At 69.3% G+C, this 25,475-nt stretch carries 24 protein-coding genes, 4 pseudogenes and 1 CRISPR repeat array; of the genes and pseudogenes, 15 read left to right on the forward strand and 13 right to left on the reverse strand.

Features of this window, described 5'->3' with window-relative positions; genetic code table 11:
- Positions 1-2 precede the first annotated feature (2 nt).
- A complete protein-coding gene (locus ACWD1U_RS23240; RefSeq protein WP_451110118.1) occupies positions 3-461 on the reverse strand; it encodes a hypothetical protein in 459 nt (152 codons plus the stop codon).
- Between the two features lie 175 nt (positions 462-636).
- Here ACWD1U_RS23240 and ACWD1U_RS23245 point away from each other — a divergent pair, with 175 nt between their 5' ends.
- From ACWD1U_RS23245 to ACWD1U_RS23310, 14 genes and pseudogenes are all read left to right on the forward strand, one after another.
- The gene (locus tag ACWD1U_RS23245) at positions 637-1,134 is read left to right on the forward strand and encodes a hypothetical protein (RefSeq protein ID WP_451110120.1); all 498 of its coding nucleotides are present in this window, start codon (positions 637-639) and stop codon (positions 1,132-1,134) included.
- Between the two features lie 23 nt (positions 1,135-1,157).
- Positions 1,158-1,919: a hypothetical protein gene (locus ACWD1U_RS23250; RefSeq protein ID WP_451110122.1), complete on the forward strand. Its 762-nt coding sequence runs from the start codon at positions 1,158-1,160 to the stop codon at positions 1,917-1,919.
- Positions 1,916-2,566: a hypothetical protein gene (locus tag ACWD1U_RS23255; protein ID WP_451110124.1), complete on the forward strand. Its 651-nt coding sequence runs from the start codon at positions 1,916-1,918 to the stop codon at positions 2,564-2,566. The genes ACWD1U_RS23250 and ACWD1U_RS23255 overlap by 4 nt, the downstream gene beginning before the upstream one ends.
- Positions 2,567-2,582: 16 nt before the next feature.
- Complete coding sequence (locus tag ACWD1U_RS23260; RefSeq protein WP_383502334.1) at positions 2,583-2,990, forward strand: hypothetical protein; 408 nt, start codon at positions 2,583-2,585, stop codon at positions 2,988-2,990.
- Positions 2,991-3,264: 274 nt separating this feature from the next.
- Entirely contained in the window at positions 3,265-3,648 is a 384-nt protein-coding gene (locus ACWD1U_RS23265; protein WP_451110126.1) for a hypothetical protein, read from the forward strand.
- A complete protein-coding gene (locus ACWD1U_RS23270; RefSeq protein ID WP_451110128.1) occupies positions 3,645-4,448 on the forward strand; it encodes a DUF317 domain-containing protein in 804 nt (267 codons plus the stop codon). The genes ACWD1U_RS23265 and ACWD1U_RS23270 overlap by 4 nt, the downstream gene beginning before the upstream one ends.
- 28 nt (positions 4,449-4,476) lie before the next feature.
- Positions 4,477-4,833, forward strand: coding sequence for a hypothetical protein (locus tag ACWD1U_RS23275; RefSeq protein ID WP_451110130.1), 357 nt, complete (start codon positions 4,477-4,479; stop codon positions 4,831-4,833).
- Entirely contained in the window at positions 4,824-5,642 is an 819-nt protein-coding gene (locus ACWD1U_RS23280) for a DUF317 domain-containing protein (protein WP_451110132.1), read from the forward strand. Before ACWD1U_RS23275 ends, ACWD1U_RS23280 begins: the two co-directional genes overlap by 10 nt.
- Positions 5,643-5,715: 73 nt before the next feature.
- On the forward strand, positions 5,716-6,441 hold the full coding sequence (locus ACWD1U_RS23285; RefSeq protein ID WP_451110133.1) for a hypothetical protein: 726 nt from the start codon (positions 5,716-5,718) through the stop codon (positions 6,439-6,441).
- Between the two features lie 180 nt (positions 6,442-6,621).
- Positions 6,622-6,888, forward strand: a pseudogene (locus ACWD1U_RS23290) (hypothetical protein); the annotation flags it as partial.
- A 3-nt stretch (positions 6,889-6,891) separates the two neighbouring features.
- Entirely contained in the window at positions 6,892-8,682 is a 1,791-nt protein-coding gene (locus ACWD1U_RS23295; RefSeq protein ID WP_451110134.1) for a type IV secretory system conjugative DNA transfer family protein, read from the forward strand.
- The gene (locus ACWD1U_RS23300) at positions 8,679-9,950 is read left to right on the forward strand and encodes a DNA cytosine methyltransferase (protein ID WP_451110136.1); all 1,272 of its coding nucleotides are present in this window, start codon (positions 8,679-8,681) and stop codon (positions 9,948-9,950) included. The genes ACWD1U_RS23295 and ACWD1U_RS23300 overlap by 4 nt, the downstream gene beginning before the upstream one ends.
- Positions 9,950-11,074: a DnaB-like helicase N-terminal domain-containing protein gene (locus tag ACWD1U_RS23305; RefSeq protein ID WP_451110137.1), complete on the forward strand. Its 1,125-nt coding sequence runs from the start codon at positions 9,950-9,952 to the stop codon at positions 11,072-11,074. The genes ACWD1U_RS23300 and ACWD1U_RS23305 overlap by 1 nt, the downstream gene beginning before the upstream one ends.
- A gap of 65 nt (positions 11,075-11,139) precedes the next feature.
- A pseudogene (locus ACWD1U_RS23310) lies at positions 11,140-12,503 on the forward strand (DUF317 domain-containing protein).
- A 177-nt stretch (positions 12,504-12,680) separates the two neighbouring features.
- Here the strand turns inward: ACWD1U_RS23310 and ACWD1U_RS23315 are convergent.
- Positions 12,681-13,577 (reverse strand): DUF5655 domain-containing protein, encoded by an 897-nt coding sequence (locus ACWD1U_RS23315; protein ID WP_451110139.1) that lies wholly within the window; start codon positions 13,575-13,577, stop codon positions 12,681-12,683.
- A gap of 312 nt (positions 13,578-13,889) precedes the next feature.
- On the opposite strand from ACWD1U_RS23315, the pseudogene ACWD1U_RS23320 reads away from it, so the two are divergent.
- Positions 13,890-14,045, forward strand: a pseudogene (locus ACWD1U_RS23320) (IS630 family transposase); the annotation flags it as partial.
- Between the two features lie 142 nt (positions 14,046-14,187).
- A CRISPR array of direct repeats spans positions 14,188-14,581; the repeat unit is 29 nt; unit sequence CGGAACACCCCCGCGTCGGCGGGGAGGAC.
- A gap of 17 nt (positions 14,582-14,598) precedes the next feature.
- Here the strand turns inward: ACWD1U_RS23320 and cas2e are convergent.
- The 11 genes and pseudogenes from cas2e to ACWD1U_RS23375 all read right to left on the reverse strand — a co-directional run bounded on the left by cas2e (position 14,599) and on the right by ACWD1U_RS23375 (position 25,446).
- Entirely contained in the window at positions 14,599-14,916 is a 318-nt protein-coding gene (cas2e, locus tag ACWD1U_RS23325; RefSeq protein WP_451110141.1) for a type I-E CRISPR-associated endoribonuclease Cas2e, read from the reverse strand.
- Positions 14,916-15,867 (reverse strand): annotated as a pseudogene (gene cas1e, locus ACWD1U_RS23330) (type I-E CRISPR-associated endonuclease Cas1e). Before cas1e ends, cas2e begins: the two are co-directional and overlap by 1 nt.
- A 56-nt stretch (positions 15,868-15,923) precedes the next feature.
- Entirely contained in the window at positions 15,924-16,226 is a 303-nt protein-coding gene (locus tag ACWD1U_RS23335; RefSeq protein ID WP_451110142.1) for a type I-E CRISPR-associated protein Cas6/Cse3/CasE, read from the reverse strand.
- A gap of 25 nt (positions 16,227-16,251) precedes the next feature.
- Positions 16,252-16,572, reverse strand: coding sequence for a type I-E CRISPR-associated protein Cas6/Cse3/CasE (locus ACWD1U_RS23340; RefSeq protein ID WP_451110144.1), 321 nt, complete (start codon positions 16,570-16,572; stop codon positions 16,252-16,254).
- 564 nt (positions 16,573-17,136) lie between these two features.
- Positions 17,137-17,784, reverse strand: coding sequence for a type I-E CRISPR-associated protein Cas6/Cse3/CasE (gene cas6e / locus ACWD1U_RS23345; protein ID WP_451110145.1), 648 nt, complete (start codon positions 17,782-17,784; stop codon positions 17,137-17,139).
- A 13-nt stretch (positions 17,785-17,797) separates the two neighbouring features.
- A complete protein-coding gene (cas5, locus tag ACWD1U_RS23350; RefSeq protein ID WP_451110147.1) occupies positions 17,798-18,352 on the reverse strand; it encodes a CRISPR-associated protein Cas5 in 555 nt (184 codons plus the stop codon).
- Entirely contained in the window at positions 18,349-19,173 is an 825-nt protein-coding gene (gene cas5e / locus ACWD1U_RS23355; RefSeq protein WP_451110149.1) for a type I-E CRISPR-associated protein Cas5/CasD, read from the reverse strand. The genes cas5 and cas5e overlap by 4 nt, the downstream gene beginning before the upstream one ends.
- A complete protein-coding gene (gene cas7e, locus ACWD1U_RS23360; protein ID WP_451110150.1) occupies positions 19,170-20,345 on the reverse strand; it encodes a type I-E CRISPR-associated protein Cas7/Cse4/CasC in 1,176 nt (391 codons plus the stop codon). Before cas7e ends, cas5e begins: the two co-directional genes overlap by 4 nt.
- Before the next feature lie 23 nt (positions 20,346-20,368).
- Positions 20,369-21,043, reverse strand: a complete 675-nt coding sequence (casB, locus tag ACWD1U_RS23365) for a type I-E CRISPR-associated protein Cse2/CasB (RefSeq protein WP_451110152.1) — start codon at positions 21,041-21,043, stop codon at positions 20,369-20,371.
- Positions 21,044-21,071: 28 nt separating this feature from the next.
- Entirely contained in the window at positions 21,072-22,682 is a 1,611-nt protein-coding gene (gene casA / locus ACWD1U_RS23370) for a type I-E CRISPR-associated protein Cse1/CasA (RefSeq protein WP_451110154.1), read from the reverse strand.
- A 64-nt stretch (positions 22,683-22,746) separates the two neighbouring features.
- Positions 22,747-25,446, reverse strand: a complete 2,700-nt coding sequence (locus tag ACWD1U_RS23375) for a CRISPR-associated endonuclease Cas3'' (protein ID WP_451110155.1) — start codon at positions 25,444-25,446, stop codon at positions 22,747-22,749.
- Positions 25,447-25,475: the final 29 nt, after the last annotated feature.

Genomic DNA, 25,475 nt, shown 5'->3' on the forward strand with positions numbered 1-25,475 from the left:
CCTCAGCCACCGATTGCGAGAGACCAGCGCTCTTGGATGACGGCCTGCTTCCGCTCGAGCTCCGTATCCATCATCCGGTTGGTGAAGGTCCCCGGAATCGTGAGCGAGCGGCCATGGACCCGTACGACCCGAAGGTCCCACCAGATTCCGCTCCGTGACACCCGCTGCCGCTTCTCAATGCGGGCGACCTCGCTCCAGGGAACCACTCGCCTGCTGACGAGGGTGCGGAACTCCAACCCCGTCGCGGTCAGGAGGACCCGGCCGTAGATCGAGTTGATCGTGCTGAAGACCGCGACCACGGAGAAGACGCCTACGCCACCGACCCACCACCATTTTCCCGGTTCATGCGTGGTCAAGCTCATCGCCACCATCACACCAGCGAGCGCCAGCATCAGGATGCCGGTCCGCCACCAGTACCTCTGCCGATCACGAGAGTTGAAGCCGATCCACACATCGGGCATGTCCATAACACTACCGACGCACACACGAACAACGACCACCCTGGCTTGACGAGCTACGTGCCTGAGGTGTCTCCAGCGCGCGGGCTTCGTCGCCGTCGTCCGCGTCCATGAGACGTACCACCGCACCCCGACCGGCCTAGCGGAGGACGACGAGTCCCGTCTGGCCACCGACGCCGTGGCCCGCCTGCGGGCGGCCGGATACCACGTCGACTGCGACGCGGACTTCGACACCGACTCGCGTCCGTCCAGCTACCTGCCGCTGGGCTCCTCCGTCGTCCACGTCGCCGAGCGCCTTCGCGAGGCCGCCACTACGGACGAGGCGGCCGATGCGCTGACTGAGCTGACCGCCGCCCACGACGGCGTCCTCGCCGCGCTGGAGGAAGTCCTCACCGCCACCGCCGACTTCCACGACGGGCTCGGCCAGGCGGCCGACCCCTACATCGCGCGGCGGCTGCGCTACCTCGCCGACGAGCACCTTCGCGTCATCCGTACCGACCTCTCCGAGACCCGCAACCAGCTCGCCGACCGGCATGCCCCGCACCCCGGCCGCAGCACCTGCACCGGGGAAGTCCCGCCAACCGAGCAAGAGCGCTCTGCCGTGTGCGCCTGCCCGCCACCGCCGCGCACCCTCCCGGCCCCGCCGCCCCCGATGGCCGCCGGACTGCGCCGCTGACTCCCACCTCGCCCAAGGACACCATGCACGACCACGACACCTCCGAGCGCCTCGCCTCGTACGCCGACGTTCTCGCCGGCGAACTCCCCAACAGTTGGACCAGCTCCCACCTGCCAGCCGACGCCAAGGACGACCTCGCCGAACTCGCCGACCGCATCTGGGACCTGGACCTGGTCGCCGCCTCTCTCGCCGAGCACCCCCTGCAGCAGGCCGCCGTCCTGAGCCGACAGGACGGTGCGCAGCTCGTCCTTCTGGACCGGCACGACGAGCGCGACGGCTTCCTCATCGCCGCCGTCGCCCCGCACGCCCTGCCCGATGAGGCGTTCCGCGGCGTTCCCGAGCCCAACGGCATCGCCCTGGCCGATGACCCGTTCCTGAGCGCCGAGCAGGTCACCGGCGACCTGCTCGCCCGATACGACGCCGCCCTCGCCCACGTCCGCCACAACGCCCTGGGCGGCGGCATCCAGCCCTCCCAGCCGGACCGGGTCGTCCTAACCTGGCAGCCGGACGGCAGCATCGCCACCGCCCCCGCCGACGACCGCGCCACCGCTGTCCTCATGGCCCACGGCTTCGTCCAGGACCCGCATAGTGGCATCTACCGCCTGAGTGGTGACGACACTCAGGCCCAGGCCCGCGCCCTGCGCGAGATCGGCCCGCGCCTCGACGCGCTCGGCATCGGCACCGCTCTGCAGCATCCCGCAGGCCGGACCGCGCCCACCGCCGCCCCCGCTTCCGTGCCGCCGGTCCCTACCAGCACCCATACGCCAGCCACCAGGGCTCGATGAAGCAGTCGGAGCCCGACTTCTGCGTACTGGAGTACGTCACCATCACCAAGGATTCCCGCACCGACCTGGTCGTGGCCATCGGCGGCACCGACAAGGCTGCGGACATCCTCCAGCGAACCGGCGGCTTCCTCTCCGCTCCCGGACCGCGCGGGGACTATCACCGGCTTCCACACGGCCTACCCGTCGAGCAGCAGCGCCGGAAGGCGACCGCAGCCTCGCACGCCCTGCTCGCCGCCGGTCACAGCGTCCGCCTCGACCCCACGCTGAACATGCTGGTCGCACCGGACGGTGAACGTGGGGCCGCCCTGCGCTACCTGGCGGGGCTCGCTGAGCGAGCCGCAGCCGCCACAACCAGCAGCGAGGTAGCCGAGGTCCTGACCGAGGTCGCTGCCCCCGTCCACGGGCTGCTGCCCCTCGCCAGAGAGGTCGTCGTCCGCGCCTGGATCACCGCCAGCGACTTCCAAGGTCCCGCGCCCGCCGGGGAACCCGATCCCATCGCACGGCTCGGAAGCACCGCCACCTCCATGAGTGAGGCCGCGCGCGCCATCCTCCACGCCCGCAACCACGTCGCACACCCTGCGCAGCGGCCGGCCACTACCTCACCACCGCCGGGCCACGCCCAGCCCGCGAAATCCCGCCGCCGCTGACCCCGGAGAGAACCACATGGCCAACCTGGCCGACGAATACGGCACGGACGTCGAGATCTACATCAAGGCCCTGACGACCACCATCCACGCCGACACCCCGACGGGCGCCCCCGCCCAGCTCCACGACCTGCTGGAACACCTCGGCCTGGAACGCCACGAGTACCCCGCCGACACGCCCATCTACATCTGGCACACCGTGCCCGAACACCTCGACGCCGGCGAGCAGAAGCGGCTGGCAACCCGCGCCATCCCCGTCCTGCTCCTGGCCGGGTACGAGGTCAACTGCACGCCCGAAGTCTTCGACGAATCCGCCTACCGGCAGGCCGTGCAGGACCTGCGCACCCGAGCGGGCCGCCCTGCCGTGCGGCAACAGGCACCGATCGGCTCCCCCTCGCCTGCAGCTCCGGCCCGCCGCACCCCGTAAGGCGCCTGGGCGGTCCCGGCACCGCGCCGGGACCGCCCGCCTCACCACCCGAGACCCGGAGATACCCGTAGCAATCCGCACACCCCCACCGATCAGCAACCGGCTCAAGCCCCGACTCGCCACGGCCTTCTTCCGCTGCTATCTGCGCGCCTGTATTCCGACCGGCCCCGACCACGCCTCCCCGCTGGCCGGCGGCCGCCCGGAGGCCGCCCTCGCCGAGACGCAGCGCGTCGGGCATCGCCACCACCACTGACCGTCCACCGCCCGGAGGAGCATGTCCCACCCCACCCCCTACCCGGTGAGACTGGCCGACGAGATCACCCGCCAGCTCGGACAGCTCGCCGACCACCTATCTCACCTGCCCCCGCCCCAGGCCGCTCAGGTCATCGCCCGCGTGCTCGACCCGGACACCGGAGTCCTCGGCGGCGTCACCCACCTCGTCGCCACCGGCAGCGTGTTCGCCAAGGACCAGGCAGAGCGAGGCGCGCTCCTCGCGGAGGTGTGGCTCGCCCTGGGCCGTGCCTCGAACGAACTCGGCGACATCACCCTCGACCTGGACGAACACAAAGACGCTCTTCAGCGCGTCGGCGCCCAGCCCGCCACTACGGCGGCGAAGCCCCCGGCACCCGCACCGCTCGTCGTCCGGCGCCGCCGGTGAAGAAGAAGCAGTGGCAGGGCTGGGGACCTGACGAGCAGGCCGAGCAGCACTACCTCGTCCAGCCGCGCGCCCTGGCCGGCGGCGGCGACGTCCGGCACGTCTCGGAGTTCCTGCGCGCCTCCGGCTGGAGGGACAAGTCCAAGACGGGCGGCCCCCTGCGTATGGAGAGCCCGGACCGCACCGTCCACGTCGCCTACGACCCCTACGTCCTCCCCGGCGGATGGACCATCCACGGCCACGCAGACGGAGCGAACGGTGAGTGGTCTGCCCACCTGGGCCGGCAGACGCCGGCGGAGATCGTCGCCGGCCTGACCGACGCCCTCACCCGCCCCCGCTCCGCCCACGCCCCCAGCGTCTGGGCCCCTCTGCAGGAACAGAACTGGCACACGCGCTTCGAGGACCAGGACTACATGGCGACGAGCCCCGACGGCACCGCGTGGATGCAGTACCGGCAAAGCCCCGACGGGGCGGTGATGTGGTGGACCGGAGCGCAGGACAAGCAGGGCAACGGCTGGACGGCCAACTTCACGCCGAACACCCCGATGCACCTGGTGCAAGCCTTCTCCACCGAACTCGCCAGCCCGGACCCCGTGATGCGCCCGCGCGGACGCGTGCCGCACAGCGCGCAGATCCGTACCTGGTCGGTGTCCGTGAAGCCCTCCCAGCTCAGCGCGTGGCAGCAGGCCCGCATCACGGCCGCCCACGCCGCCACCTGGGCCCGCAACAGCGCCCGTAGCACCAGGCCGCGCACCAGCGCCCGTCCCTACACCCCGGCCGGCGGCGCACGCACCCGCCGCTGACCGCAATAGCCCCGCCCCGAGGAGCCCGATGCCCGCACTCACCCCGGACACCATCCGCACCCTGACCGAAACGCTCGCGGACCTCACCGACTACCTGCGCGAGAACCCCGACTCCGCAGAAGCCCTCGCCCTCGTCGAGCCCCTCCTCGACGAGTACACGGGCCTACCCGTCCAGTTCGCCGACACGCTGCGCGCCCTCGCCCGCGCCGTTCAGGAGAGCCCTGACACGCCGCGCACGGCGCAGGGCGACCTGCTGATCACCGAGCTGCGCACGGCCGCGTGGGAACTGGCCGACCAGCACACCCTCCACTACGTGCTGGACGATCTCCGTGACCTGTACGGCAGTTCGCCGACGAGCGAGCAGGTGTGCTGCTGGTGCCGCTGAGCGAACGGCAGCTCGCCGCCTTCGCCGACAAGCACGCCGTGCAGGTCCCGTACGACACCAGCCCCCGCCACCTCGCCGGCCCCGGAGACGCCCGCCACGTCGCCCACGGCCTGGCCGCCGCCGGATGGAACGCCGTCTCCGACCCCCTGAGCGCCGAGATCATCCTGGCAAGCCCTGACCTTCGCCACCGGCTCCAGTTCGACCCGCAGTCCCGCACCTCGGCGTGGTGGCGGCTACGGGCGGAGCCTGTCGGCACCGAGCCGGGCTGGTACGCCGAGTTCGGCGAACTCGTGCCCGCCGAGGTCCTCGCGGCCTTCACCGACGCCCTCACCGCCCCGCCGCCACAGCAGCCGGACCCGTGGCAGCAGGTGACCTCGGCAGGATGGCACCACGAGCCAGACGGCGCGCGCTCGCCGGACTCCATGTGTCACATCGAACTGCGGCCGTTGAGCGAATTCCACGACCGGTCGTCCTGGCACATCGAGACCCGCGAGCCCGGCCACGGGGAGTTTTCCGGCCCGCGCATCTGGCACGCCTACCTCGACGAGCACACCCCCGCTCACCTGGTCAGCGCGTTCCTCACCGCGCTGACCGACCGCAGCCCGCTCCAGCGCGGCATGTTCGAACGCACCGGCCACTACAGCGCCGTACAGGAGCCCAGCCCGCTGCGCCCGCAGCAGGTGGTCGACGCCCACGCCACGCGCATCAAGCATCTGCGCGCCCAGGCACGCTCAGCCCGCCGCCAGCAGACGAAACCCGCGACGATCCCGGCGCACGCCAGTACCGCGCAGCCGGCCGCTCGCCGCTGACCTGACAGGATCCCTCCTCATCTCCCGAGACCACCACGCACACCGCGACTTCCTGCGCCACCTCGACCACTACGTGCGGGACAGCCAGAAGATCCTCGACGCCTGGGACGCCTACTCCGACGAGCACACCGGCCTCGACGGCTGGCCCTACGACGACCACGCCTACGGCATGCGCAAGAGCCAGCGCGATGCCGACACCGCCGAGGCGTTCGAGCCGCTCCGCTACGGCGCCCGGCACCTGCTGGCTACCGCCGAGACACAGCTGGCCCAGCTGCCGGAGAACACGGTGCAGAGCCGCTGGGTATACCAGCTGGGCGTCCTGCACACGGCCCTCGACCGTCTCGACGAACTGCACGAGCAATGGCTGCTCACCCACGACGCCCTGCCCGCCACCGCCAAGCCCGGCACCGCCGAATTCGACGATGCCCTCGCCGAACATCACGCCGAATCCTGGAGTTACCTCGACGACTGGGCCACCCACGGCAAAGCGCTCCGGGAAATCAACACCACAGCCCGTCAAGGCCCCCTCATCCCTTGTTCCCATGCCTGCCCTCGCACCCGTGCGACGAACCGCGGCACGGAAGTGACTAGGGCCCCGACTCCCGAGACCGTCGAGGTCGACTTCATCACGCCGCGCCGCCTCGCCGACGGCGGTAACCCCGCCTGGATCACCGTTCCCCTCCACCGTGCCTGCGGATGGAGCCACGGCAACGACCCCCTGATGCCACGCGTCCTGCTCTCCAGCCCCGACCAGAAGGCCCTCCTGCGCCTGGAGCCCGACCCCGACGACCAGTGGTGACCCTGCACCACGTCGCCGAGCCGGACCGGCCCGCCTGGCACGCCAGCTTCGTGCCCGCACGGCCGTCGAACTGATCGCCGCCTTCACCGACGCCCTCACCGACCCGGCCCCAGCTGCTGACGCGACCCGTACGGAGCGCTCCGGCAGGCCCAGTTCGGTGCGCACACTCCGCCACACCTTGTCGCCGCGTTCACCGCCGCGCTCGGCGATCCGAAGCCCGTGCATCGCACCGACAGCGGGCGCAGTCTGCCGACCCTCGACCCGAACGTCGCATCCGCCGGACGACCGACGTGCTCGCCGTGTACCTCGCCGGCGCGCTGGAAGACCGCGTTCACTCCCTCGCTGCCCGGCACACCACCACGCCGACGGCCTCCATCCCCTCACGGCCAGCGCCGCCCAGGCACGGCCGCAGCCGCTAACCCTCCCTCCCCGCCCGGAAGCACGTAGCCCTTGCCCCCTTCCTCCTCCAGCAGCAACACCGACGGATACGACCTCGTCCTGTGCCTCCTCTTCGGCGTGCTCGCCGTCGTCGTCCCCCTGTCCCACCTGGCCTGGCTGTCCGGCAACATCACCGCCTACCTCACCGGCACCAGCTGGGCCCCCTACCAGCCGACCAACGCCCTGCTCCACCCCGAGCAGGTCTGGCCCGACGCAGGAGAAACGTCCCTGCTGATCGGTGCCCGCATCGTCCCCGTTCTCCTGCTCCTCGCTCTCGGGGCAGGGGCTGGCGTCCTGTGGGCCCGGCACAAGAACAGAAGCGGCGGCCGGAAGAAGATCAACGACATGGCCAAGGCCCGGGACATTGAGCCGCTGATGGCCAAAGCGATCACCGACAAAGCCCGCTCCCTGCGCCCCAGCTTGAAGGACAGCAAGCACATCGACGCGAAGGACACCGGCATCCTTCTCGGCAACCTGCAGGGCAGCCGACACGAGGTACGGATGGGGTTCGAGGACGTCGCCGTCGCGATCATGGCGCCCCGGTCCGGCAAGACCACCTCGCTCGCCATCCCGTCCATGCTCGGCGCACCCGGCCCGGTCCTGCTGACGTCGAACAAGGCCGCCGGCGACGCCTTCACCACCGCCTACGAGGCAAGGGCCCGGGTGGGGGCGGTGTGGACCATGGATCCACAGCAGATCGCACATGCCACCCGCGAGATGTGGTGGAACCCTCTCGCCAGCGCGACCACCTTGGACGGGGCGAACCGTCTGGCCGGACACTTCCTCGCGGCCTCGGTGGACGCCTCCCAGCAGGGCGACTTCTGGTCGAAGGCCGGCAGCAACATCTTGTCCCAGCTGCTCTTGGCCGCGGCGCTCGACGAGCGGCCCATCACCGACATCATGCAGTGGCTCGCCTTCCCCGCCGACCGCACTCCGCTGGACATCCTGCGCGACCACGACTTCGCCGCCGTCGCCGCTCAGCTCAAGGGCACCGTCGAAGGCCCCCCGGAAACGAGGGACGGTATCTACGAGACAGCCCGGCAGTACGCCTCCGCGCTCCTGAACGCGGAAATCGCCGCGTGGGTGACGCCGCAGAAGGACGTCCCGGAATTCCGGCCGGAGCAGTTCGTCACGTCCACCGACACGCTGTTCCTACTCAGCAAGGACGGTGGCGGCGGAGCCTCGGCGCTGATCGCCGCGTGCGCGGACTCCGTGATGCGGGCGGCGACCGCGCAGGCCGAACGTGCCGGCGGGCGCCTGGATCCGCCCATGCTGGCGATCCTCGACGAGGCCGCCAACGTGTGCAAGATCAGCGACTTGCCGGACCTGTACTCCCACCTCGGCAGCCGCGGGATCATCCCGATCACGATCCTCCAGTCCTACCGCCAAGGCCAGAAGGTCTGGGGAGACGCGGGCATGGACGCCATGTGGTCCGCCTCGACTGTCAAGGTGATCGGCAGCGGTATTGACGACCCGGACTTCGCGGACAAGCTCAGCCGCCTGATCGGCGACCACGACGTGAAGACCACGTCCACCTCGCACTCAGAGTCCGGCAAGAGCACGTCAGTGTCGATGCGGCAGGAACGGATCCTGCCCGCCGACGCGATCCGCGCCCTGCCCAAGGGCACCGCGCTCTGCTTCGCCACCGGCATGCGCGCCGCCATGCTCGACCTCCGGCCGTGGTACCGGGAGCCCGGCGCGGAGGAACTGTCCGCGGCGTCCGCCCGCGCATCGCAAGCGATCACCGCCCGCGCCGTCGCGAAGCACGCGCCGACACAGTCCGACTTCGGGCTGGCCACGTGATACTCGACCTCTTCGCGGGGCCGGGCGGCTGGAGCAGGGCGCTGCACGTCTTCGGCGTGCGCGACATCGGGCTGGAATGGGACGAGTGGGCGTGCAAGACCCGGGCCGCGGCTGGGCAGCCGACCATTCGCACCGACGTGGCAAGGTATCCGACCTGGCCCTTCATCGGCCGCACACGCGGAATGATCGCTTCCCCTCCGTGCCAGGCGTGGAGCATGGCCGGCAAACGCCTCGGCCTGCTCGACCAGCCGCTGGTGCACGCGGCGGTCGCGGACCTGGCCGCCGGACGCGACTCCCGCGAACGCCTCCTCGCCGCATGCCGTGACGAGCGCTCCCTGCTCGCAGCCGAGCCGATGCGCTATCTGTACGCCCTGAACACGGTCGGCGAGCCCGACTGGGTCGCCATGGAGGAAGTGCCTCACGTCCTGCCCTTGTGGAAGCAGTACGCGGCCGTCCTGCGCGAGTGGGGGTTCTCCGTCTGGTACGGGATCCTCAACGCGGCCGACTTCGGCGTCCCGCAGACCAGGAAGCGGGCGATACTCCTGGCCTCCCGCGTCCGTACGGCGCAGCCTCCTACCCCCACGCACTCCCAACTGGCCGAACCGGAGTCGCTGTTCGGTCCCGGCCGCGCCCGCTGGGTCAGCATGGCCGAGGCTCTGGGATGGGGCGCGACCGACCGGCCCGTCCCCACCGTCTGCGCGGGCGGTGGACCCGGCGGCGGACCCGAACCGTTCCCGTCGGGCTCCCGCAAGACACTGTCCGACGCCCGCGAGCGCGGCACCTGGATGCCCCGGCCGGACCGAGTGGTCCTGCAGTCCCGCCGCGAAGGCGCCGGATGGGCGGCCCGGCACGGCACACGCGAGAACCGAGCCGCCGACGCTCCGGCGCCGACGTTCACCGCCGAGGCGCACCGCTGGTCCTGGTCCCTGCGCAGCAACAACCAGGCAAACGCCACTGTCCGTCCACTGTCCGAGCCGGCTGGCACGCTGTTCTTCGGGCACCGCGCGAACGAGTGCACTTGGATCGCCGAGCCCGCCTCACCGTCGGCCATGGATGTCGACGCGCCAGCGGTTCCCGAGCCGATCCGAATCACCGCCCACGAGGCGGGCATCCTGCAGACCTTCCCCGCCGACTACCCCTGGGCCGGCAACAAGGGCCAGCAGTTCTCCCAGATCGGCAACGCCGTGCCCCCGCTGCTCGCCGGCCACCTCCTCGCTCCACACCTCGGCGTCCCCCTCAACCCCGACGACTTCACCCTCGCCGCCTGATGCCCCACACCCCCGCTCCCGCCCCCGACGAAGATGACCTCGACGCCGTCCCACCGCCCCAGCCGGTGTTCCACGTCGAGCAGGCCCTCCTGGGGGCCCTCCTCCTCGAACCGCACCGCCTGGACGACGTGAGCGGCATCGCCGCCGACTCGTTCTCCACCGCCGCGCACGCCGCCCTGTACACCGCGATCACCACCCTGCCGCGGCCCGACCCCGCCGAGCACGCGAAGAACACCAAGTGGCTCGACCGCGTGCTCGCCACCAGCCGGGAGCAGGCGCGCGGGCTGACCGCCCCCTACCTGCACGCCCTCGCCCAGGTCTGTCCCTGGCCCAGCCACGCCCCCGCCTACGCCCGGATGGTCGAGGCCGAGCACGCCCGCCGCCGCCTGCTGACGGCCGCCGAACGCCTCGTCCACACCGCCCACGACGCCTCCCTCCCGCACCCCGTCCAGACGGTGCTCGCCGAGGCCGACGCGCTCGCCGCGGTCGTGGACGACATCGCGAACCGCTTCCCCCCGCGCTCCGGCGTCCTCCCCCGCACCCCGGCACCGCCCCCCGCTCTCGCCCCCGACCACACCGAGGCGGTCGAGGAGGAGCAACTCCTGCTCGCCACCGCCACCGCCCGCCCTGACGACATCGAAGCGGTCCGGTGGCTGGTCCCCGACGACCTCACCCTGCCGCTGCACGCCGGCCTGTGGCAGTGCCTGACCGCCCTCGCCCACCGCAACGAGCCCGTCGACCCCGTCACCGTCCTGTGGGAAGCCCAGCAGCGCGGCCTGCTGGACAACGGCAGTGACCCAGGCGAGGTCCTGCGCATGCTGGCCGAACCGGCCGGATCCGTCGAGCACTGGGGCGAACGCGCCCTGCAGCGCTCCCTCCTGGCCACGGCCGAGCACACCGGCCGACGCATCGAGGCATACGCCGACGACCCGGCGAACACCCCCTTCCAGCTCGTCGTCGGCGCCCGCAGAGCCCTCGCCGACATCGCCGCCGTCCGCACCCGCTGGCAGCACGCCACCGGAACCACCCCGCCACAGCAGCGGCGACCGGCGCCCGCCACCCGCGCCGGGCCGCCGACCACCACGGCCGCACACGCCGCCCGGTCCACACGAGCAACCCGATAACCCCGCACGTACACCGGTGGCCGGCGCCCAAGGCCCGGCCACCGGTGCAGGAGACGAGACCCCCTGTGACTCCCGCCATCGACGCCCATGTCCGCCTCGACACCCACCCCACCCACCCGAGCGCCGTGCAGGCCCACCTCACCGGCAGCCAGGCCCACGTCGCTCTCACGGCTCTGGAGGCTGCCGACTGGAGCGTCGCCGCCACCAACGTCCTAATCCTGGCCCGCATCGATCACGAGGAGCCCTACTGGGCCGCCGACGCCGCCAAGCACCTGATCGCCGAAGGCATCACCGTCGAGATCACCCCTCGGCTCCAGGAGGCCATCGACGAGGAATGGACCTGGGCGAACTACCCGATGCCCTGGTGCACCCGCAGCGAAATCCGCGAGGTCTCCAACCAGGCGCAGAAGATCCACGACGACATCCGCAACGGCCAACTCCTCATCCACGCCCACGACCACGACGGCCACACCACCGTCGCGGTCGGCACATACCTCCACCCGGGCGGCAAGTCCGTCTACCTGCACGGCGAGGACCACCTGCGCCAGGTCGCCGACACCTTCGACTCACCCGCAAGCGCCCTGCTCGCCTTCGAGAAGGCTCACGCGGACGGGATGCGCCCTGGGCCGGCGCCCCTGACCGATACCGAACGCGCCGCCATCGAAGCACGCTCCGTCTTCGACGTCACCACGGCCAAGCCCGAACCCCGTCCGGAGCCGGAGACCGTCCCCGTCTACCTGGCCGATGCCGGCGACCACGACGCGCTCCTCGACACCTTCCTCGACGCGCACGGCGAGTTCGAGAAGTGGCGGACCTGGTCGGATGACACGACGCACGCCATCCACGAGTCGCAGACCCTGCGTATCGAGCGCGTCCACGAAACCCCCGCCCATGAGACGGCCTGGACCGTGGCCGCCTACGAGACACCGGTCTCCGACCGCATGTGGGTCCTCACCGCGACCGGCGCCACTCCCGCCCCGGTGCTGCAGAGTCTGCTGATCCACCTGGCCGACGGCGACGGCTGGGACACGGCCATTGGCGCCCCGGTGGACGAGAAGATGGTCACCGCGGCCACCCGCCGCTCTCCGACGCCGGATGGAAGCACACCGTGGACGGGCGATGGATCCGCTGGACCTCCCCCGGCGGGGACGCGGGCGTCCAGTTCGACGCCTTCGCCGCACAACACGCGAGTCAGAACCTGGCCACCTGGACCATCTGGGCCGGGCCCGACCCGGACCGCCCCACCTGGGCCATCACCGCGTCCCCCCACACCCCGAGTCCGCTGCTGGCCGACCTCTCCGAAACTCTCGCCCACGAGACCGGCACGCGCCAGACGCAGCCGGGCCGTGAACACAGGACCCGCCTAGCCACCAGCGTGTCGGCGGCTCCGGCGGTCACGGCCGGCCGGCCCGCCAGTCGTTCACGCTGATCATCGGCCCGCACGAGCGGGGCAACATAGCGCGGGATCGCCGGTTGGCCAAACCGGCGATCCCGCGCACCATAGATAGTCCACCGCCACGCCCTGCCCGCACGTCGAGAGGCTCCTCCCACGACCGCAGACACGACACGTAGCGCAGCCCGCCACAAGGCCGGCAGCGGCAGGCGATCACGCCGCCGCGTAGCTTGCCCGGAACAGTTCCTGCGCCCGTTCCACGTCCCTCGGCGTACGCAGCTGCACCTCCAGATCACCCGTCCCGTGGTGACCGAGACCGGACACGTCCCGGGTGAAGCCCGGAACAAGGTCGACGTCCCTCGGGTCGACCTTCAGGTACACCAGCAGCTTGCTGCGCTGCGGCGGGCACAGGCAGGCGAAGTTCCGCAGCCGCTGATACGCCCGGTAGGTCTTGCGCTCCACCCGGTTCACGCCGTCCCCGAGCCCAAGCAGGACCTCGTCGACCGCACCCGCCAACTCGCGCATCGACGCGCCCTGGACATCAGCCGCCGCCCGGGCAACCGCCCCGCGCCGTGACCGGCGGGCCACCTGCATGCCGCCGCTCACGGAGGCCACGGTCTCAAGCCCGAGCAGGTCCCTGCCGAAGAGTCGGTAGCGGACCAGGTCGATCGACCTCCGGTGCTCGCGCACGGCATGCACGTCGTAGCGGGTGAAGTCGCCGGCGATGCAGATCAGGCGCGGTCCGCTCCACAGGACCTGGGACGCGGCCGTCACCCCGAGCCGGTCGCGGACCAGGTGCTCGAACTCCGCCCGGTGGTCCATCAGCCACGAGAGATAGAACAGACCCTGGTTGATGACGCCGGCGTCCGTGCCGCGCTTGTACTCGACGATGACCGGCGATCCGTTCTCGTCCAGCCCGAGCGAATCGATCCGGCCCCCGTGGACGGGCCCAGTGCTGTACTCGCTCACCAGGAACCGGACGCCCAGCAGCGTCTCCATGTGCGCCTCGACGAGACTCTGCACATCGGCCTCGATCTCAGCAAGACGCGGCATGACCTCCGTCATGCCGCTATTCGTCGTGTCCGTGCGGAACAGCTTCAGGCCCGACACCTTCCCCTCCTCGGCTCGAAGACCACCAACGCCGATGAGGTGCGGGATTGTTTCCGCGAGAGACTTCGGGGGCGTGAAGATAATGTGAGACCCTACGTACGGCCCGATCAGGGAGCGCTCGCGTCCCCCGGCACCGGGAATCCGCGATTCCCCCATGCGTCCCCCGCGACCTGGGGGACAGCGCCCGGAAGCTGCGTTTACGCAGGTCAGCCCCCGTAGCTCAGTGGATAGAGCACGTGCCTTCTAAACGCCTGCTCTATCCGAGGGCTACTGGGAGTGTCCGTAGGCCAGCACCACGGCGACGCCATGTAGGTCAAGCGCAGCCTGGCCAACTTCGCCGTAGTCGCCCTGGACCGGCTCGAAGCCCTCGCACGCAACCGGCTCAAGCGCTTTCGGTACCGGCCAGACACCCTCGACGGCTTCATAGCCGGCACCGGCCTGGCCCTGGACGATCCAGAGTTACCCTGACGAGCCGAAGTCAGTAACCACCACGACAGCAGTAGTTCAGCCCCCTGCCATCAGCGTTCCGTTCAGGCCACCTCCAGAACCCTCGGAACGCCCCGCGTCGGCGGGGAGGACCGGCTCTGAAGGTGATCAAGGGCCTGGGGCTCGGAACACTCCCACATCGGCGGGGAGGACGTCGGGCTGGCCGCGTTGAGATCGGTGGTCCACGGAACACCCCCGCGTCGGCGGGGAGGACGGTGACCTGTCCGCCGATCTGAAGTTCTGGCACGGAACACCCCCGCGTCGGCGGGGAGTCGTGACGTCCGCGCCACCGCCCAGGTACAGCGTCGGAACACCCCCGCGTCGGCGGGGAGGACAGGATCTGCCGGAGCAGCCCCTTGTTGAGTCCCGGAACATCCCCGCGTCGGCGGGGAGGACGTCGAGATGCGCTGTGACGCGGTCGGCGTGTGCGGAACACCCCCGCGTCGGCGGGGAGGACCCCCAGGCTCCGCTCGCCATGAACAAGACCAACGGAACACCCCCGCGTCGGCGGGGAGGACACTTTCTGACCTGCACATTAAGAAGGGGTTTGCATTTCTTTTACTTTTGGTGCAGCAATCATACGGATCAGGGTGAGGCCATCGAAGTCAACGGGAACCCGGCGACGGGTGCCTGCGGTACGGATGGCGTAGCCCTGTTCCGTGGCCGCGGGGTGGATGAGGATGGCAGCGCCGTTACCCACGACTTCGGTGACGGCGTGCCAGAGTTTGTCGCGGACGCGGGCGGAGACGCTGCCGACAAAGATGCCGGGTACTACTTCGCTGGTCCATCGACTGAGGGCGCCGCGCAGGTGGTCGGGGACCGCGGTGGTGGCGATGACGATCATGGAGGGCATCAGTGGTTCCCTTCGGCGTAGTTGACGCCAGCGGGTAGGACTCCGGCTTTGGGGTCCCAGAGGTGGACCATCTGCACGTCGCGCCGTTCGGAGGGTTCCTCATCGGTGTCGTCGTCGGCTGCGGTCGTTTGGATGTGTGGCGAGGTGAGCAGGGACTGGGCGTCCTGGACGATGCGGGGCAGGAGGCGTAGGAGCCGGAGGTTTTCACGGAAGCGGCGGCGTACTTCTTGTTCAGGGTTGTCGGAGTTATGAAGGGCGAAGGCGAGAGGGAGTGTGACCACGGCTTTGTACAGGTCGGCGATGTCGTAGACGAAGGCGTGCTGGGTGCCGGTGTGGACGTAGCCGAGGGCGGGAGAGAGTCCGAGGGCGAGCAGGGCGGCGTGGACGATGCCGTACAGGCAGGTGTTAGCGGCAGACAGGGCGAGATTGACGGGGTCTTGAGTGTCCCATTGGTCGGGCCTGTAGTTGCGGCGGAAGCGGCCGATCCCGTGCTGCTGCGCGAGGATCTTGTAGAAGGTTTTCATGCGCTCGCCTTCCATCCCACGGAGCTGTTCCAGGGTGACGGATGCGGGTACGTCGGCGTCTTTGAAGCGCATCCGGTACATCTGGACGGCGACCTCGAGGCGCTGCACAGGGTTGGCCCATGTGGTGGCCTGTTGTTGGAGCCAGTGGGTGGTGAGGGAGTCCGGGAGGATGCCGGCGTAGGCACGGACGCCGCCCGCTCCGACGCAGACGACGCTGGTGCCGTGGCGGGCGAGGGTGGTCAAGGCCGGGGTGGTGATGGAGACGCCTGGGCCCAGGAGCAGGCAGGACAGGGCTGCGGTGGGGATGTAGACGAGGTCGGTGCGGTCGTCGTCGGTCGGGATCTGCGCACACTCCGGTGTCGTCCTGTACCACGCGGACCATGTCCAGGTAGAGGAAGGACAGGGAGTCCGCCACGCCGGGGAGCATGGCCAGGGTGGGCGCGGCGAGGCGTCTGCGCGCGTCGCCGCCCCGGCGTGGCGGGCTCACGCGGTTGTTGCGGGCGCGAGGCTGAGCAGTCCCGCGCCGTACGGTTTGCCCCGTCCGATGCCGTGGATGACGGCGTCTTCAAGGGCATCGGGGTCGGTGACGGTGGCGGTGCCGTCGTAGCGGAGCAGGCTGTGCCGCATACGGGTGGCGTCTCGGCTGCGGGGGCGGGCCGGCTCCATGCTGGTGGGGGTCAGGACGTGGAGGTCGAGGCCGGCTTCGGTGGCTCGGCGAAGCCACCACTGGTCGGCGTCAGCGCCGGAGAACGGCACGATCCGTCCCCGCTTGCCCTTGTCCTCCAAAGTGAGTCGCTCGCGTTTGGCGGGGTTAAGGACGATGCGGTAGCGGACGCCGAGCCCCCTTGCGCAGTGCGGTGAACATCGGGGCGGGACTCTTGACGTCGGCTTGGCCGTATCCGGTGGGCAGGCGTGCCGGGTCGAGCGTGGTGGCTTGGACGAGGAGAGTGCTGGAGGTGTCGGTCCCCTCCAGGCGGTACAGCAGCCCGGCCTGCTGTCGGGGGGCGTCGCCGAGGTTGTCGGGGACCATCCGCATGACGGTGCGGTGCATCTGGGTAGCGTCGCGCAGGTCCCGCTGCACGTCGCAGCTGTGCGGGTTGAGGCGGATGCGTGCGATCACCAGGTGGTTCATGCGCTTTCCTCGAGGTGGGCGTAGGCGATCAGGCTCAGGGTCTGTGGGGGGCCTGCGAGGGAGCGGGGCACTGGTACCCGGGTGCGGTGCAGGCGCCAGCCGGTGTGGCTGCGTCAGGCGCAGGCGAGGATCGCGGAAACTGACGTCCTCCCCGCTGACGCGGGGGTGCTCCGTGGGTGGTCCCCGAGTCACCGTGTGCCCGTGCGTCCTCCCTGCCGCCGTGGGGGTGTGCCGTCGTTCTGCTCGTCCGTGAGCTGGAGGGCCGAGTCCTCCCCCACCACTGGGGTGCTCTGCCGACCAGCGACGCCGTCCCACTCGTACGCGTTCGCGCCGTGGGGTCCTCCTCACCGACGTGGGGGTGCCTCTTTCCCACGGGTCGCCCCCGATATCAGCGGGGAGGACGGGGGGCCGGCTGAGCGATCCACACGCGGGGTCCGAACATCCTCCCTCGGCGAGGAGGACGTCGAGGTACAAGAAGTACAGGAAGTCGGCGACGCCGGGGAGAGCAAGGCCAGGGCGGTCGCGGCCAGGCGCTTATGGGCCTGGCCGCCGTCGAACGTGGGCTCATGCGGCCGCGCGGGCAAGGCTGAGCAGCCCAGCGCCGTAAGACTTGGCCCGTCCGATGCCGACCAGTACGGCCTCGGCCAGGGCGTCAGGGTCAGTGACAGTGGCGGTGCCGTCGTAGCGCACCAGGTGATGCCGCACCGCGGCGGCGCTGTCGCCGCGGCCGTGCACGGCAGCGACCAGGGTGGGCAGCGCTGTGGTCAGGTGCAGTCCTGCCTCGTGGGCGCGGCGTGCCCACCACTGGTCGGCGTCCGGCCCGGTGAGCGCGATGCGTTTACCACGTTGGCCCTTGTTCTCCAGTGGCAGGCGTTCGGTTTTGACCGGGTTAACGACGATCCGGTAGCGGACAACGAGGCCCTTCTGAAGGGCGTTGAACACCGGGGTGAGGTCTTTGACGTCGGCGTGGCCGTAGTCATCTGGCAGGCGTGTCGGGTCGAGGGTGGCGGCCTGGACCAGGAGGGTGCTGAAGGTGTCGGTTACGTCGAGGCGGTACAGGAGCCCGGCCGCCTGCCGGGGACTGCCGCCCAAGCCGTCGGGTACCAGACGCATAAGGGTGCGGTGCATGTCGGTAGCGTTGCGCAGGTCGCGCTGGACGGCGCGGCTGTGGGGATTGAGGCGGATGCGGGCGAGGGCCGCGCGGGGGCTCATGCGGCGGCCTCCTTCATGGCGTAGTGGACCAGCTTCGTTGGGAGGTGTGGGGCCGGTGACCAGGTGCCGGGAGCACCGTTCCCTGGTGCGGTGGAGCTGGCGTCGTGCGTAGTTGCGGCCGTGCAGGGCGAAGCAGAGGGGAATGTCGTACACGGTGTGCACGTCTGCTTCGCCGGCCGCCGGGCCGGTCCACCCGGACGGTGAACCTCAGAGCCTCGTACCGTTCGAGTGCGCCTGTGTCCTGGCGGGTGATGCCCTGCGCCGCGGCAAGCGCGCCGCGTAGCGCGGAGCGCCTGGGGAGCGGGGCGGTGTCCCCGTCGGGGGTGAACGCCTTGCGTTCGCCCGGGGGCTGCATCGGGCCGGCCAGCCGGAGTATGAGCCTGTTCGCGCCCGCGCTTTGGTGGAGCAGGCAGCGTCGATGAGGGTGTAGGAGGAGTCGTACGCCGCTTGGAGCGTGTCGGGGAACATCTGCACCATGCGCTGGCGCAGTCGGGTGCCTTGCACATTGCCGCTCAGTTCGGCGGGCCTCGCGATAGTAGGGCACGATGGGGTCCGGCCATGCAGTCACCGGGTGCTCCTTTCCGCCGTCGCGAAGTGGGTGTCGATGTAGCTTTGGAGCGTCTCCAGGTAGCGGGTGCCGAAGCCTTTGTAGGCGGCGTCCGGTAGGTGCACGGCACGCCGGTACAGCGGCCGAGGCCGGTACTGGCGTGCCAGTGGTGCGAATGACATGGGCTCGTCGGTGACCTCGCCGCTGTGGTGATCCCCGTCGCCCTTGTCCGGGGCGTCGGAGTTCACGGGGAGCGCACCGAGCGGTCTGTCGCCGTAGAACTCAACCGGCTGCCGACCGGTGCGCGGCCTTTTGGCAGCTAAGGGCAGCTGTACCAGGTGGCGCAGCGGATCTTCCCCGCAGCCCAGGAGGATCGGGCCTTCCGGCGGGCATGACCGGCGGCCGAGGAAGAGCGGCCAGTACGGGTCACGCAGGGCAGCGGCGCAGGCGTGTAGCAGCGCTTCATCATCGGACGTCAGCGCGAGGGTGAAAGCAGCGTCGGCTAGGTACTGGCGCCTGGATACCAGAGTGCCCTTACCCTCGGGGCGGTGTTTTCCGTCGACGGTGATTACTGTCTCATCGGCGGGCAGCCCACCGCCGACGGTGTGGAAGTCGGACAGTACGACACCGGGTCGGTCGACACGTACGGTCATCGACAGCTTCGTGAGGTCGTCCAAGGACGCCTGGCGCCCTCGTCCGAGACCTGCGGCTAGCATGCCCACGATGCCCGACCGGGTGGGGAATCGGGCTGTGTCACGTCGCGCGTACTTGCTGTGCGTGCCCCAGGACTGGAGTGGGCCTGCCAGACGCAACAGCAGCCCTCGGGAGGGGCGGTCGGTCACTGCGGGGCCTCGGCGAGAGCGAAGTCGACGGTTGCGGTGACGAGAGCCTTGAAGGACGAGTGGCGCTCGCCGAGATGCTCGAGCTTGTCGAACTGGAGGGAAGCATGTGCCGCGTGCAGAACTCGGTCGGGGCCGAGGAGAGTGTTCGCGGCCTTGGCGTACGCATCGATGCTTCCTACGGAGCGCGCGACGAAGCCGCCGTGTCCGGCTGATCGTACGGGTTCTTCGAAGGCTGCGGCGAACGACAGCGGCCGGTCGGAGCGGACCGCCACGTGGACCAGATGCGGGATGGTGTGCGGGGCGGTGGAGTTCTTTTTCGCCTGCGGCAGGGACTCGATGAAGGAGAGCAGGAACTGGCCGGCGAGCTCGCGGGCGGCATCGAGTGCGATGTCGCTGTCATCGCTCAGATTCTTGATGAGTTCGTTGAGATCGACGGTGGCGAACCGGTAGAAGGTGCCGGTGCTGAACTCGGCAGTGCCCATGTGGCCACTGCCCGTTTCATCATCCTTCGCTTCGGTGACGTCGTCGACAGCTGCGAAGTAGTCGAGTTCGACCTCAGTGGTGTGTGTGGTGAAGGCGTGCGCGACCTGGACGGCACCGTCGACATTGGCCTGGTCGACCTCGGTGAGCATGCGTCCGAAGAGGTTGATGACCCCGTTCCTTTTAACGAGGATTTGGTCGATCTTCCCCTTCAGGGCGCTTTCGGGCTTGTTCTTTCCTTTGCCGGTGAAGTCGGTCGTGAGCGCGTCCTTGTTGGCTTCGGCGATGTCGGCCAAGTCCTCGACAGCGTCTTCGGGAAGATAGATGAGCGCGTTGGTCAGGACCTTGTTCGTGATGGGTTGCTTGTCCTTCCCCTTGGCCACCTCCCACTTGATGCTGCTCCCCGCCGCAACATGCGCGCCCGCGCGCTGGGCAAGCGCCTTGTCCCACCCACGCTCGCGAAGCACCTCGGCGACTCGCTCGCCGATACGGCGTGTGCGCAGCGCGTTCTCGCCGAGCGTGTCCTGGAAGTGCTTGCGGGTGGCCCGCTTCCAGGACTGGCTGGAGATGCGGGTACGCAGGGCGTCGCCGTAGAGCATGCTTTTCACCGAATTGGTGTCGTCCCGATTCAGGTTCGCGTAGGGGACTGGTTGGACGACGTGGATGTCGATGAAACGTGGCTTGAGGTTCATTGGGGATCTCCTGTGGGTGAGGGTCAGTCCTGGTCGGCGCCGGCCGTGATCCGGTAGAAGTCCTGCAGCCAGCGGCGGCTGATACGCCCCGACTGGTACGGCCAGTCGACGAGGTCTGCCAGCAACTGTTCCCAGTCGATGGAGGCGTCGGTGGTGCGTACCTGATTCACCGCCGCAGGGAGGTGCAGGTGGATACCGCGCAGGCTCTGCCGCGTCAGGAGGTTGATACGGCTTTCTGCGGCGCTCATCCGCATTGAGGTGCCCTTTGCGGTGACGGCTCGGCCCAGGGTGGCACCGAACGAGGAGCCATACGGGGTCGGTCCGGGCGGAGTTCCCGTCTCGTCCGGTTCTTCTTCCTCCCGAGGAGCCTGCTCCTTTGCCGCCTCGTGTTCGTCTGCGGTGTCTTCGTCGTCTCCCGGGGCGGGTAAGAAGGCGTGTCGGGGCTGAGCCGCGATCAGCGAGGCTACTGTGTAGTGAGCCTGCGCTGTCTTGTCGTCGCACCCTTCCGGCAGTCGCGGCGTCAGCAGCCGGTGCATAGGGCGTGTGCCCGGGTGGTCCAGGTCGCGGCGCAGGCCCGCGCGCAGCGCCGCACGGGCACCGGGGTCTGTGCGGCACAGATGTTCAATGTGTGCGGTGAAAGCGGCGTACGTGGCGCGATTCCTCTGCCGCTTGCTCGCTTCAGAAGCTTGGAAGGTCACAGCTTGTCCTCGGGTCGGCGGGCGACGGTCACGACTTCTTGGCCGCACTTTTCATCGCCGGTTGTTCCATCGCTTTGTGCGGGTCTTTCAGGGCGGCGAGAATGATGGCCTTCGCCCTGGTGACGGCCTTGGCGCCTCGTGGTGTGCGCGTCACGGAGCCGGTCACTGCCTCGTAGGCGTCGAGCGCGTGCCGTCCAAAGGCTCGGCATGCGGTCTCGAAGTCGAAGCCGGTGGCCATGGGGCCGCCAGAGCGTGTCAACTGCCGGAACCGCGACCAGAACTCGTCCTCCGCCAACGGCCAGTACCGTGCCGCGACCGCGTCCAGCCAGGCCCCCGGATCGTTCTTCTTGTCATCCGTGTACTTCAGCCAAGCTTCCTTGGTGGCCTGCTCCAGCCGGTGCCCGAAGAGCTCGCCGAGTTCGCGGAGCTGGCGTACGGGCCGCTCGGTGCTCGCCGCATCCTCTTCCACTCGGGATAGGAGCACCGGGGTCACGGAGTCGACGTACTGGTGGTTGGCTGCCTGGCTGGCGTCCTGTTCGAAGCCGAGGGCGCGTACCCGTAAGTACTCGCTGACGTCGAAGGCATGGTCCATGACCTTCGGCTGGATGGGGTTTGCGTCGTCCAGTTGCTTGAGCAGGAGGGCGTCGATGTCGCGCCACAGAGAACGGGAGGAGCATGCCAGCCGGGGGAATGTCTTCCCGTCCTTGGCGATGTCCCAGATCAAGTAGTCGTCTTCCGGCCGGATCCGCTCGGCGTCATAAGCCCAGGTGATGTACGCGTCGGCCGTATGCTCGCCGTCCGGGGCGGGGATGAGACAGAGTGCGTGCTGTGAACAGGCGGTGAGCCGTGAGCAGGGGCCCTGCGGCTCGGGCATCGGCTTGAGCGGGTCTGGGAGGTCTTCGCGCTCCCATGGGCACAGGTCCGTGTGCCGGCTGACGTCGCCGTCCGGCGGTGTGAGACCGGCCAGCAGCGTCAGGAGCAGGTTGTCGCACTGCGGGTGGTACGACAGCGCGGCTCGCAGTGGTGAAGCTTTCGCATAGTGGCTCCTCACGTGCCCGACCGCACGTCTCGAAAGGGCGCCGGGGTCTCCCCAGTAATGCCAGGTCAGCAGCGATAATGCCGTCTGCGAAAGATTGAGAGGCACGGGAGTGTCGTGGCTCCAGTGCTCGAACCATGAGTGGTTGTTGCCCGCTGCCCGGCTCATGACCAGCTTGTGGACGCCGGCAGTGTTGTTCCTGTCGCACTGCTCAGGGAGGCGGGGGTCCTGGAGCCACGGACGATCGCCGTCGAACAGGTTGAAGCGGTAACTCCACTGACCGAAGTAGCCTTCGATGCCGGCTTTGCGGCCGTCAGCCAGGTCGATGCTCTGCTCAGGAAACCCTTGTTCGAGGACCTGTTCCCGCCGGTCGCCCCAGCTTCCGGGACCTGCCTCGTCCAGAGCGGTGATCCGGGCGGTCAGCGCGTACAGCAAGCGCAGCAGCGCCGAGTGAGCCGGAGCTTCCGGGATCAGCAGAGTGCGGATTTTTCGGGCGTGCACAAACAGATCCCTGAGCCCCACTTCAGGTGGGCCCGACTGCCCCTTCACCCACGCGACCGGGATCCATGGCTGGTCGATCAGATTCGACGCAGACGTGTTCACGCCCCTCCCCCCATCGTTGCGCGTCACCAGATACTAGAAGGACAAGCGGGAAGGATGTGGGCCGTTACGGCAACCGGTCGACCGTCAGGCCCAGTTCGTCTACGTGGAACCGGTGCCCCTCGCCGGTTCGCACCCACGTACCGTCTTCCCAGGTCATGTTCAGCCGGAGAACAGTCTTGAGGGCGGCCATGTCGCGCCAGACGCTGTTTGCATCGCCCGCCACGCCGTCGACGAGTCGCTGCGGTACTGGGATCAGGTAGGGGACAAGCTGGCCCGGCTTCGGTCTGCGCTTGGAATCGCGTGCAAGCTTCTCCGTGAGGACCCCGTCCTCCAACAGAGACCCCGGGTACAGGCACACCACATGCACCATCTCCTCGCCGAGCACGGAGGAGAGCAGTTCGGGCTCCATACCGGGCTGGTCGCGGCTCAGCAGGCCGAGATCGCCATCAAGCTCCCGCGGCCCCGGCACCTGCAGCCAACCTGCAGTACCGCTGGCCCTTCGTTCTCGGACCGTCCGCCGGTTGTCCAGCTGCTGAAGCTCACGCGCCGCAGCCTCCCCCAGCCTGTCGACGAGTTCGTCGGCGTAAACCTCATCCAACAGCAGGGGCACTTCCTCCGGCATCGAAATCGTCCTGCCGGCCCCCAGAACTGTGTCAGTACGCCGCACCAGGGCGACGTCGTCCAGTTCAGATTTGTTGTCCGCTCGGAGCACCACGAGCCGCGGCTGGACACCCACGCCCTGTGCCGCACGGGCCAGCAGGTCCGCGAGCGGCGCCGGCCCCGATACGACGAGGTCGAATCGCAGACCTCTGACGTGTTGCAGCATCGGCGTCGTCACCAGCGCGGAAGGGCCGCTGATGCCGCCGTCGGGAGAGAAGGTTTTCCGGCAGGCCGCGAGACGCCGCCATCGGTCCTTGTTGCGCATCTGTTCATGAAGCAGGGTTACTCCGAGGCCGGGCAGGTCCTGCGAGAGCTGACGGAACGTACGGATGGCTTCCGCAGGCGTTGACCGGTAGACGACGGCCCTGCCGTTGCCGGCCTCGACCAGAGGCCCAAGAGCCGCCTGGATCTCGTCGTACGGTGCACCATCAAGGACCTTGATTTCGAGCGTGCCGGCGCGAACGGCTTGCGCAGGCTGCCGAGGCAGGTGCCCGCCTGCGGAGTGGGCATCCACGAACGACCACGCCGGCAGCCGGCGAGGCTGCACCATGGGCTCATTGCCCCCTCCAGCGCCACGGCGATAGGCCGCCAGCATCGCATCAATCGACTTGTCCGCCGACATCGCGGCCAGGACAACTGGAATCCGCAGCGCAGCGGCCCACTCCAGAAACCGGAGCATCAGCTTCTGCCCCCAGGCACCGCGGGCATGGGCCTCGTCCACCACGACGACCTTGCCGGAGAAGGCAAAAAGTCGCATCACGTTGAACCTCACCGGCAAGACCGCCTGGAGAAGTTCGTCCACCGTCCCCGTGCCCAGCGCAGCAAGCAGTGCGCGGTGATGGGAGTTGAGCCAGCTGTTCGCTGCCAGGACCCACTCCTCACCAGGCTCCGCGCTGACATCACCGGCCGCATGGGCCTGCGCCCACTGCTTCGCGGCTTCCGCCGGCTTCAACCGCGAAGAGCTGTGAAGCAGAAGCGACCGCCAGGGTCCCGTCAGGGCCCGCTCAGCGAAAGCATGCACCTGCGCCATGTGGCTGTCGGCCGATGAACCGGTCGGCAGCGCATAGAAAAGACCGCGCGCGCCCGCTGCATGCCCGAGGACCGCCGCTGCGCGAAGAGCCGCTTCCGTACGCTCCTCCGACGGCGAAGACGTCACCACCACCAAGCCCGGACCGTGTTCGGTCACCAAATTAGGCAACTGGCCCTCCATGCTGGCCAAAAGGCTGGTCTCACCCGCACACTGAACCGGATTCGGCCGGGCGAAACCCGTCCCGAGCAGGTCGGTCTTGTGCACCAGACGCAAAGCCGCTTCGCGGGCGATCTGCCAGTAAGCGTCCAGATCTTCAGGAGCCCCAGCCCATCCCTCCTCCCTGAGCCTGGCCCGGATCTCCACTTCGATGCTGGCCAGCCAGTCCGACAGGGTCACCAACCCCGTCAGAACGACAGCCGCTCCCGGCGTCATCCGCCCTTGCGGAACCGAGGTCGCCCCTGTCACTCTGCGCACCTCATCGAAGTGGACCCGCCGCTGCTCCTCCCAACTACCCGTGCCCAGACCGGGGTGACGGGCGACAGGGCACCTGTAATCCTTGCCGTAGACGGCCGGGTGGTAGCGACCGCCGTGCCCACCGAGCATTTGGGCCACCGCGTGACTGAGCTGGGACTGCGGACGCCGCTTCGACGACGGATAGCCGATCTCCTCGAAAATCCCCGTCAGCCACCAGTGCGCCGCCGCCTCATGCGACAGCCTGTCCTGCGCGGCGTCAGCCGCGAATCCGTACCCCTGCTCACCACCCAACTCCTGCGCCAGCAGCACTCCATCCGCGCTCTTCGGGCCGCTGCGGTGCAGTTGGAACGGCACACTGATCTTGCCGATGTCGTGCAGACCCGACCAGAACACCGCGAGCGCCCGCACCTCCTCGTCCGGAACCTGCAGCGCCTCGACCACCATGCTCCGCTGGTGCGAGGTCAGCAGTTCATCCCAGACGACCTCTGCGACGGCTGCCGTATCCAGCAGATGACAGATCAAAGGGTGCATGCGGTGAGCCCCGCGGGCGTTCTTGCCCAGCCCGGCAGCCTTGCCCCACAGGCGGGAGTCCAGGGACATGGGGGTGCTCCTTGTCGCGGATGCAGTGC

It is taken from the genome of Streptomyces sp. NPDC002788, from assembly GCF_053592115.1.

What these genes read in the sequence shown, in the direction of transcription:
- cas7e (WP_451110150.1), bottom strand. Translation starts at nt 20,345, where the DNA reads ATGAACCTCAAGCCACGTTTCATCGACATCCACGTCGTCCAACCAGTC.
- ACWD1U_RS23240 (WP_451110118.1), bottom strand. Translation starts at nt 461, where the DNA reads ATGCCCGATGTGTGGATCGGCTTCAACTCTCGTGATCGGCAGAGGTAC.
- cas2e (WP_451110141.1), bottom strand. Translation starts at nt 14,916, where the DNA reads ATGCCCTCCATGATCGTCATCGCCACCACCGCGGTCCCCGACCACCTG.
- ACWD1U_RS23375 (WP_451110155.1), bottom strand. Translation starts at nt 25,446, where the DNA reads ATGTCCCTGGACTCCCGCCTGTGGGGCAAGGCTGCCGGGCTGGGCAAG.
- ACWD1U_RS23260 (WP_383502334.1), top strand. Translation starts at nt 2,583, where the DNA reads ATGGCCAACCTGGCCGACGAATACGGCACGGACGTCGAGATCTACATC.
- ACWD1U_RS23250 (WP_451110122.1), top strand. Translation starts at nt 1,158, where the DNA reads ATGCACGACCACGACACCTCCGAGCGCCTCGCCTCGTACGCCGACGTT.
- ACWD1U_RS23305 (WP_451110137.1), top strand. Translation starts at nt 9,950, where the DNA reads ATGCCCCACACCCCCGCTCCCGCCCCCGACGAAGATGACCTCGACGCC.
- cas6e (WP_451110145.1), bottom strand. Translation starts at nt 17,784, where the DNA reads ATGAGCCCCCGCGCGGCCCTCGCCCGCATCCGCCTCAATCCCCACAGC.
- ACWD1U_RS23265 (WP_451110126.1), top strand. Translation starts at nt 3,265, where the DNA reads ATGTCCCACCCCACCCCCTACCCGGTGAGACTGGCCGACGAGATCACC.
- ACWD1U_RS23275 (WP_451110130.1), top strand. Translation starts at nt 4,477, where the DNA reads ATGCCCGCACTCACCCCGGACACCATCCGCACCCTGACCGAAACGCTC.
- ACWD1U_RS23255 (WP_451110124.1), top strand. Translation starts at nt 1,916, where the DNA reads ATGAAGCAGTCGGAGCCCGACTTCTGCGTACTGGAGTACGTCACCATC.
- ACWD1U_RS23340 (WP_451110144.1), bottom strand. Translation starts at nt 16,572, where the DNA reads ATGAACCACCTGGTGATCGCACGCATCCGCCTCAACCCGCACAGCTGC.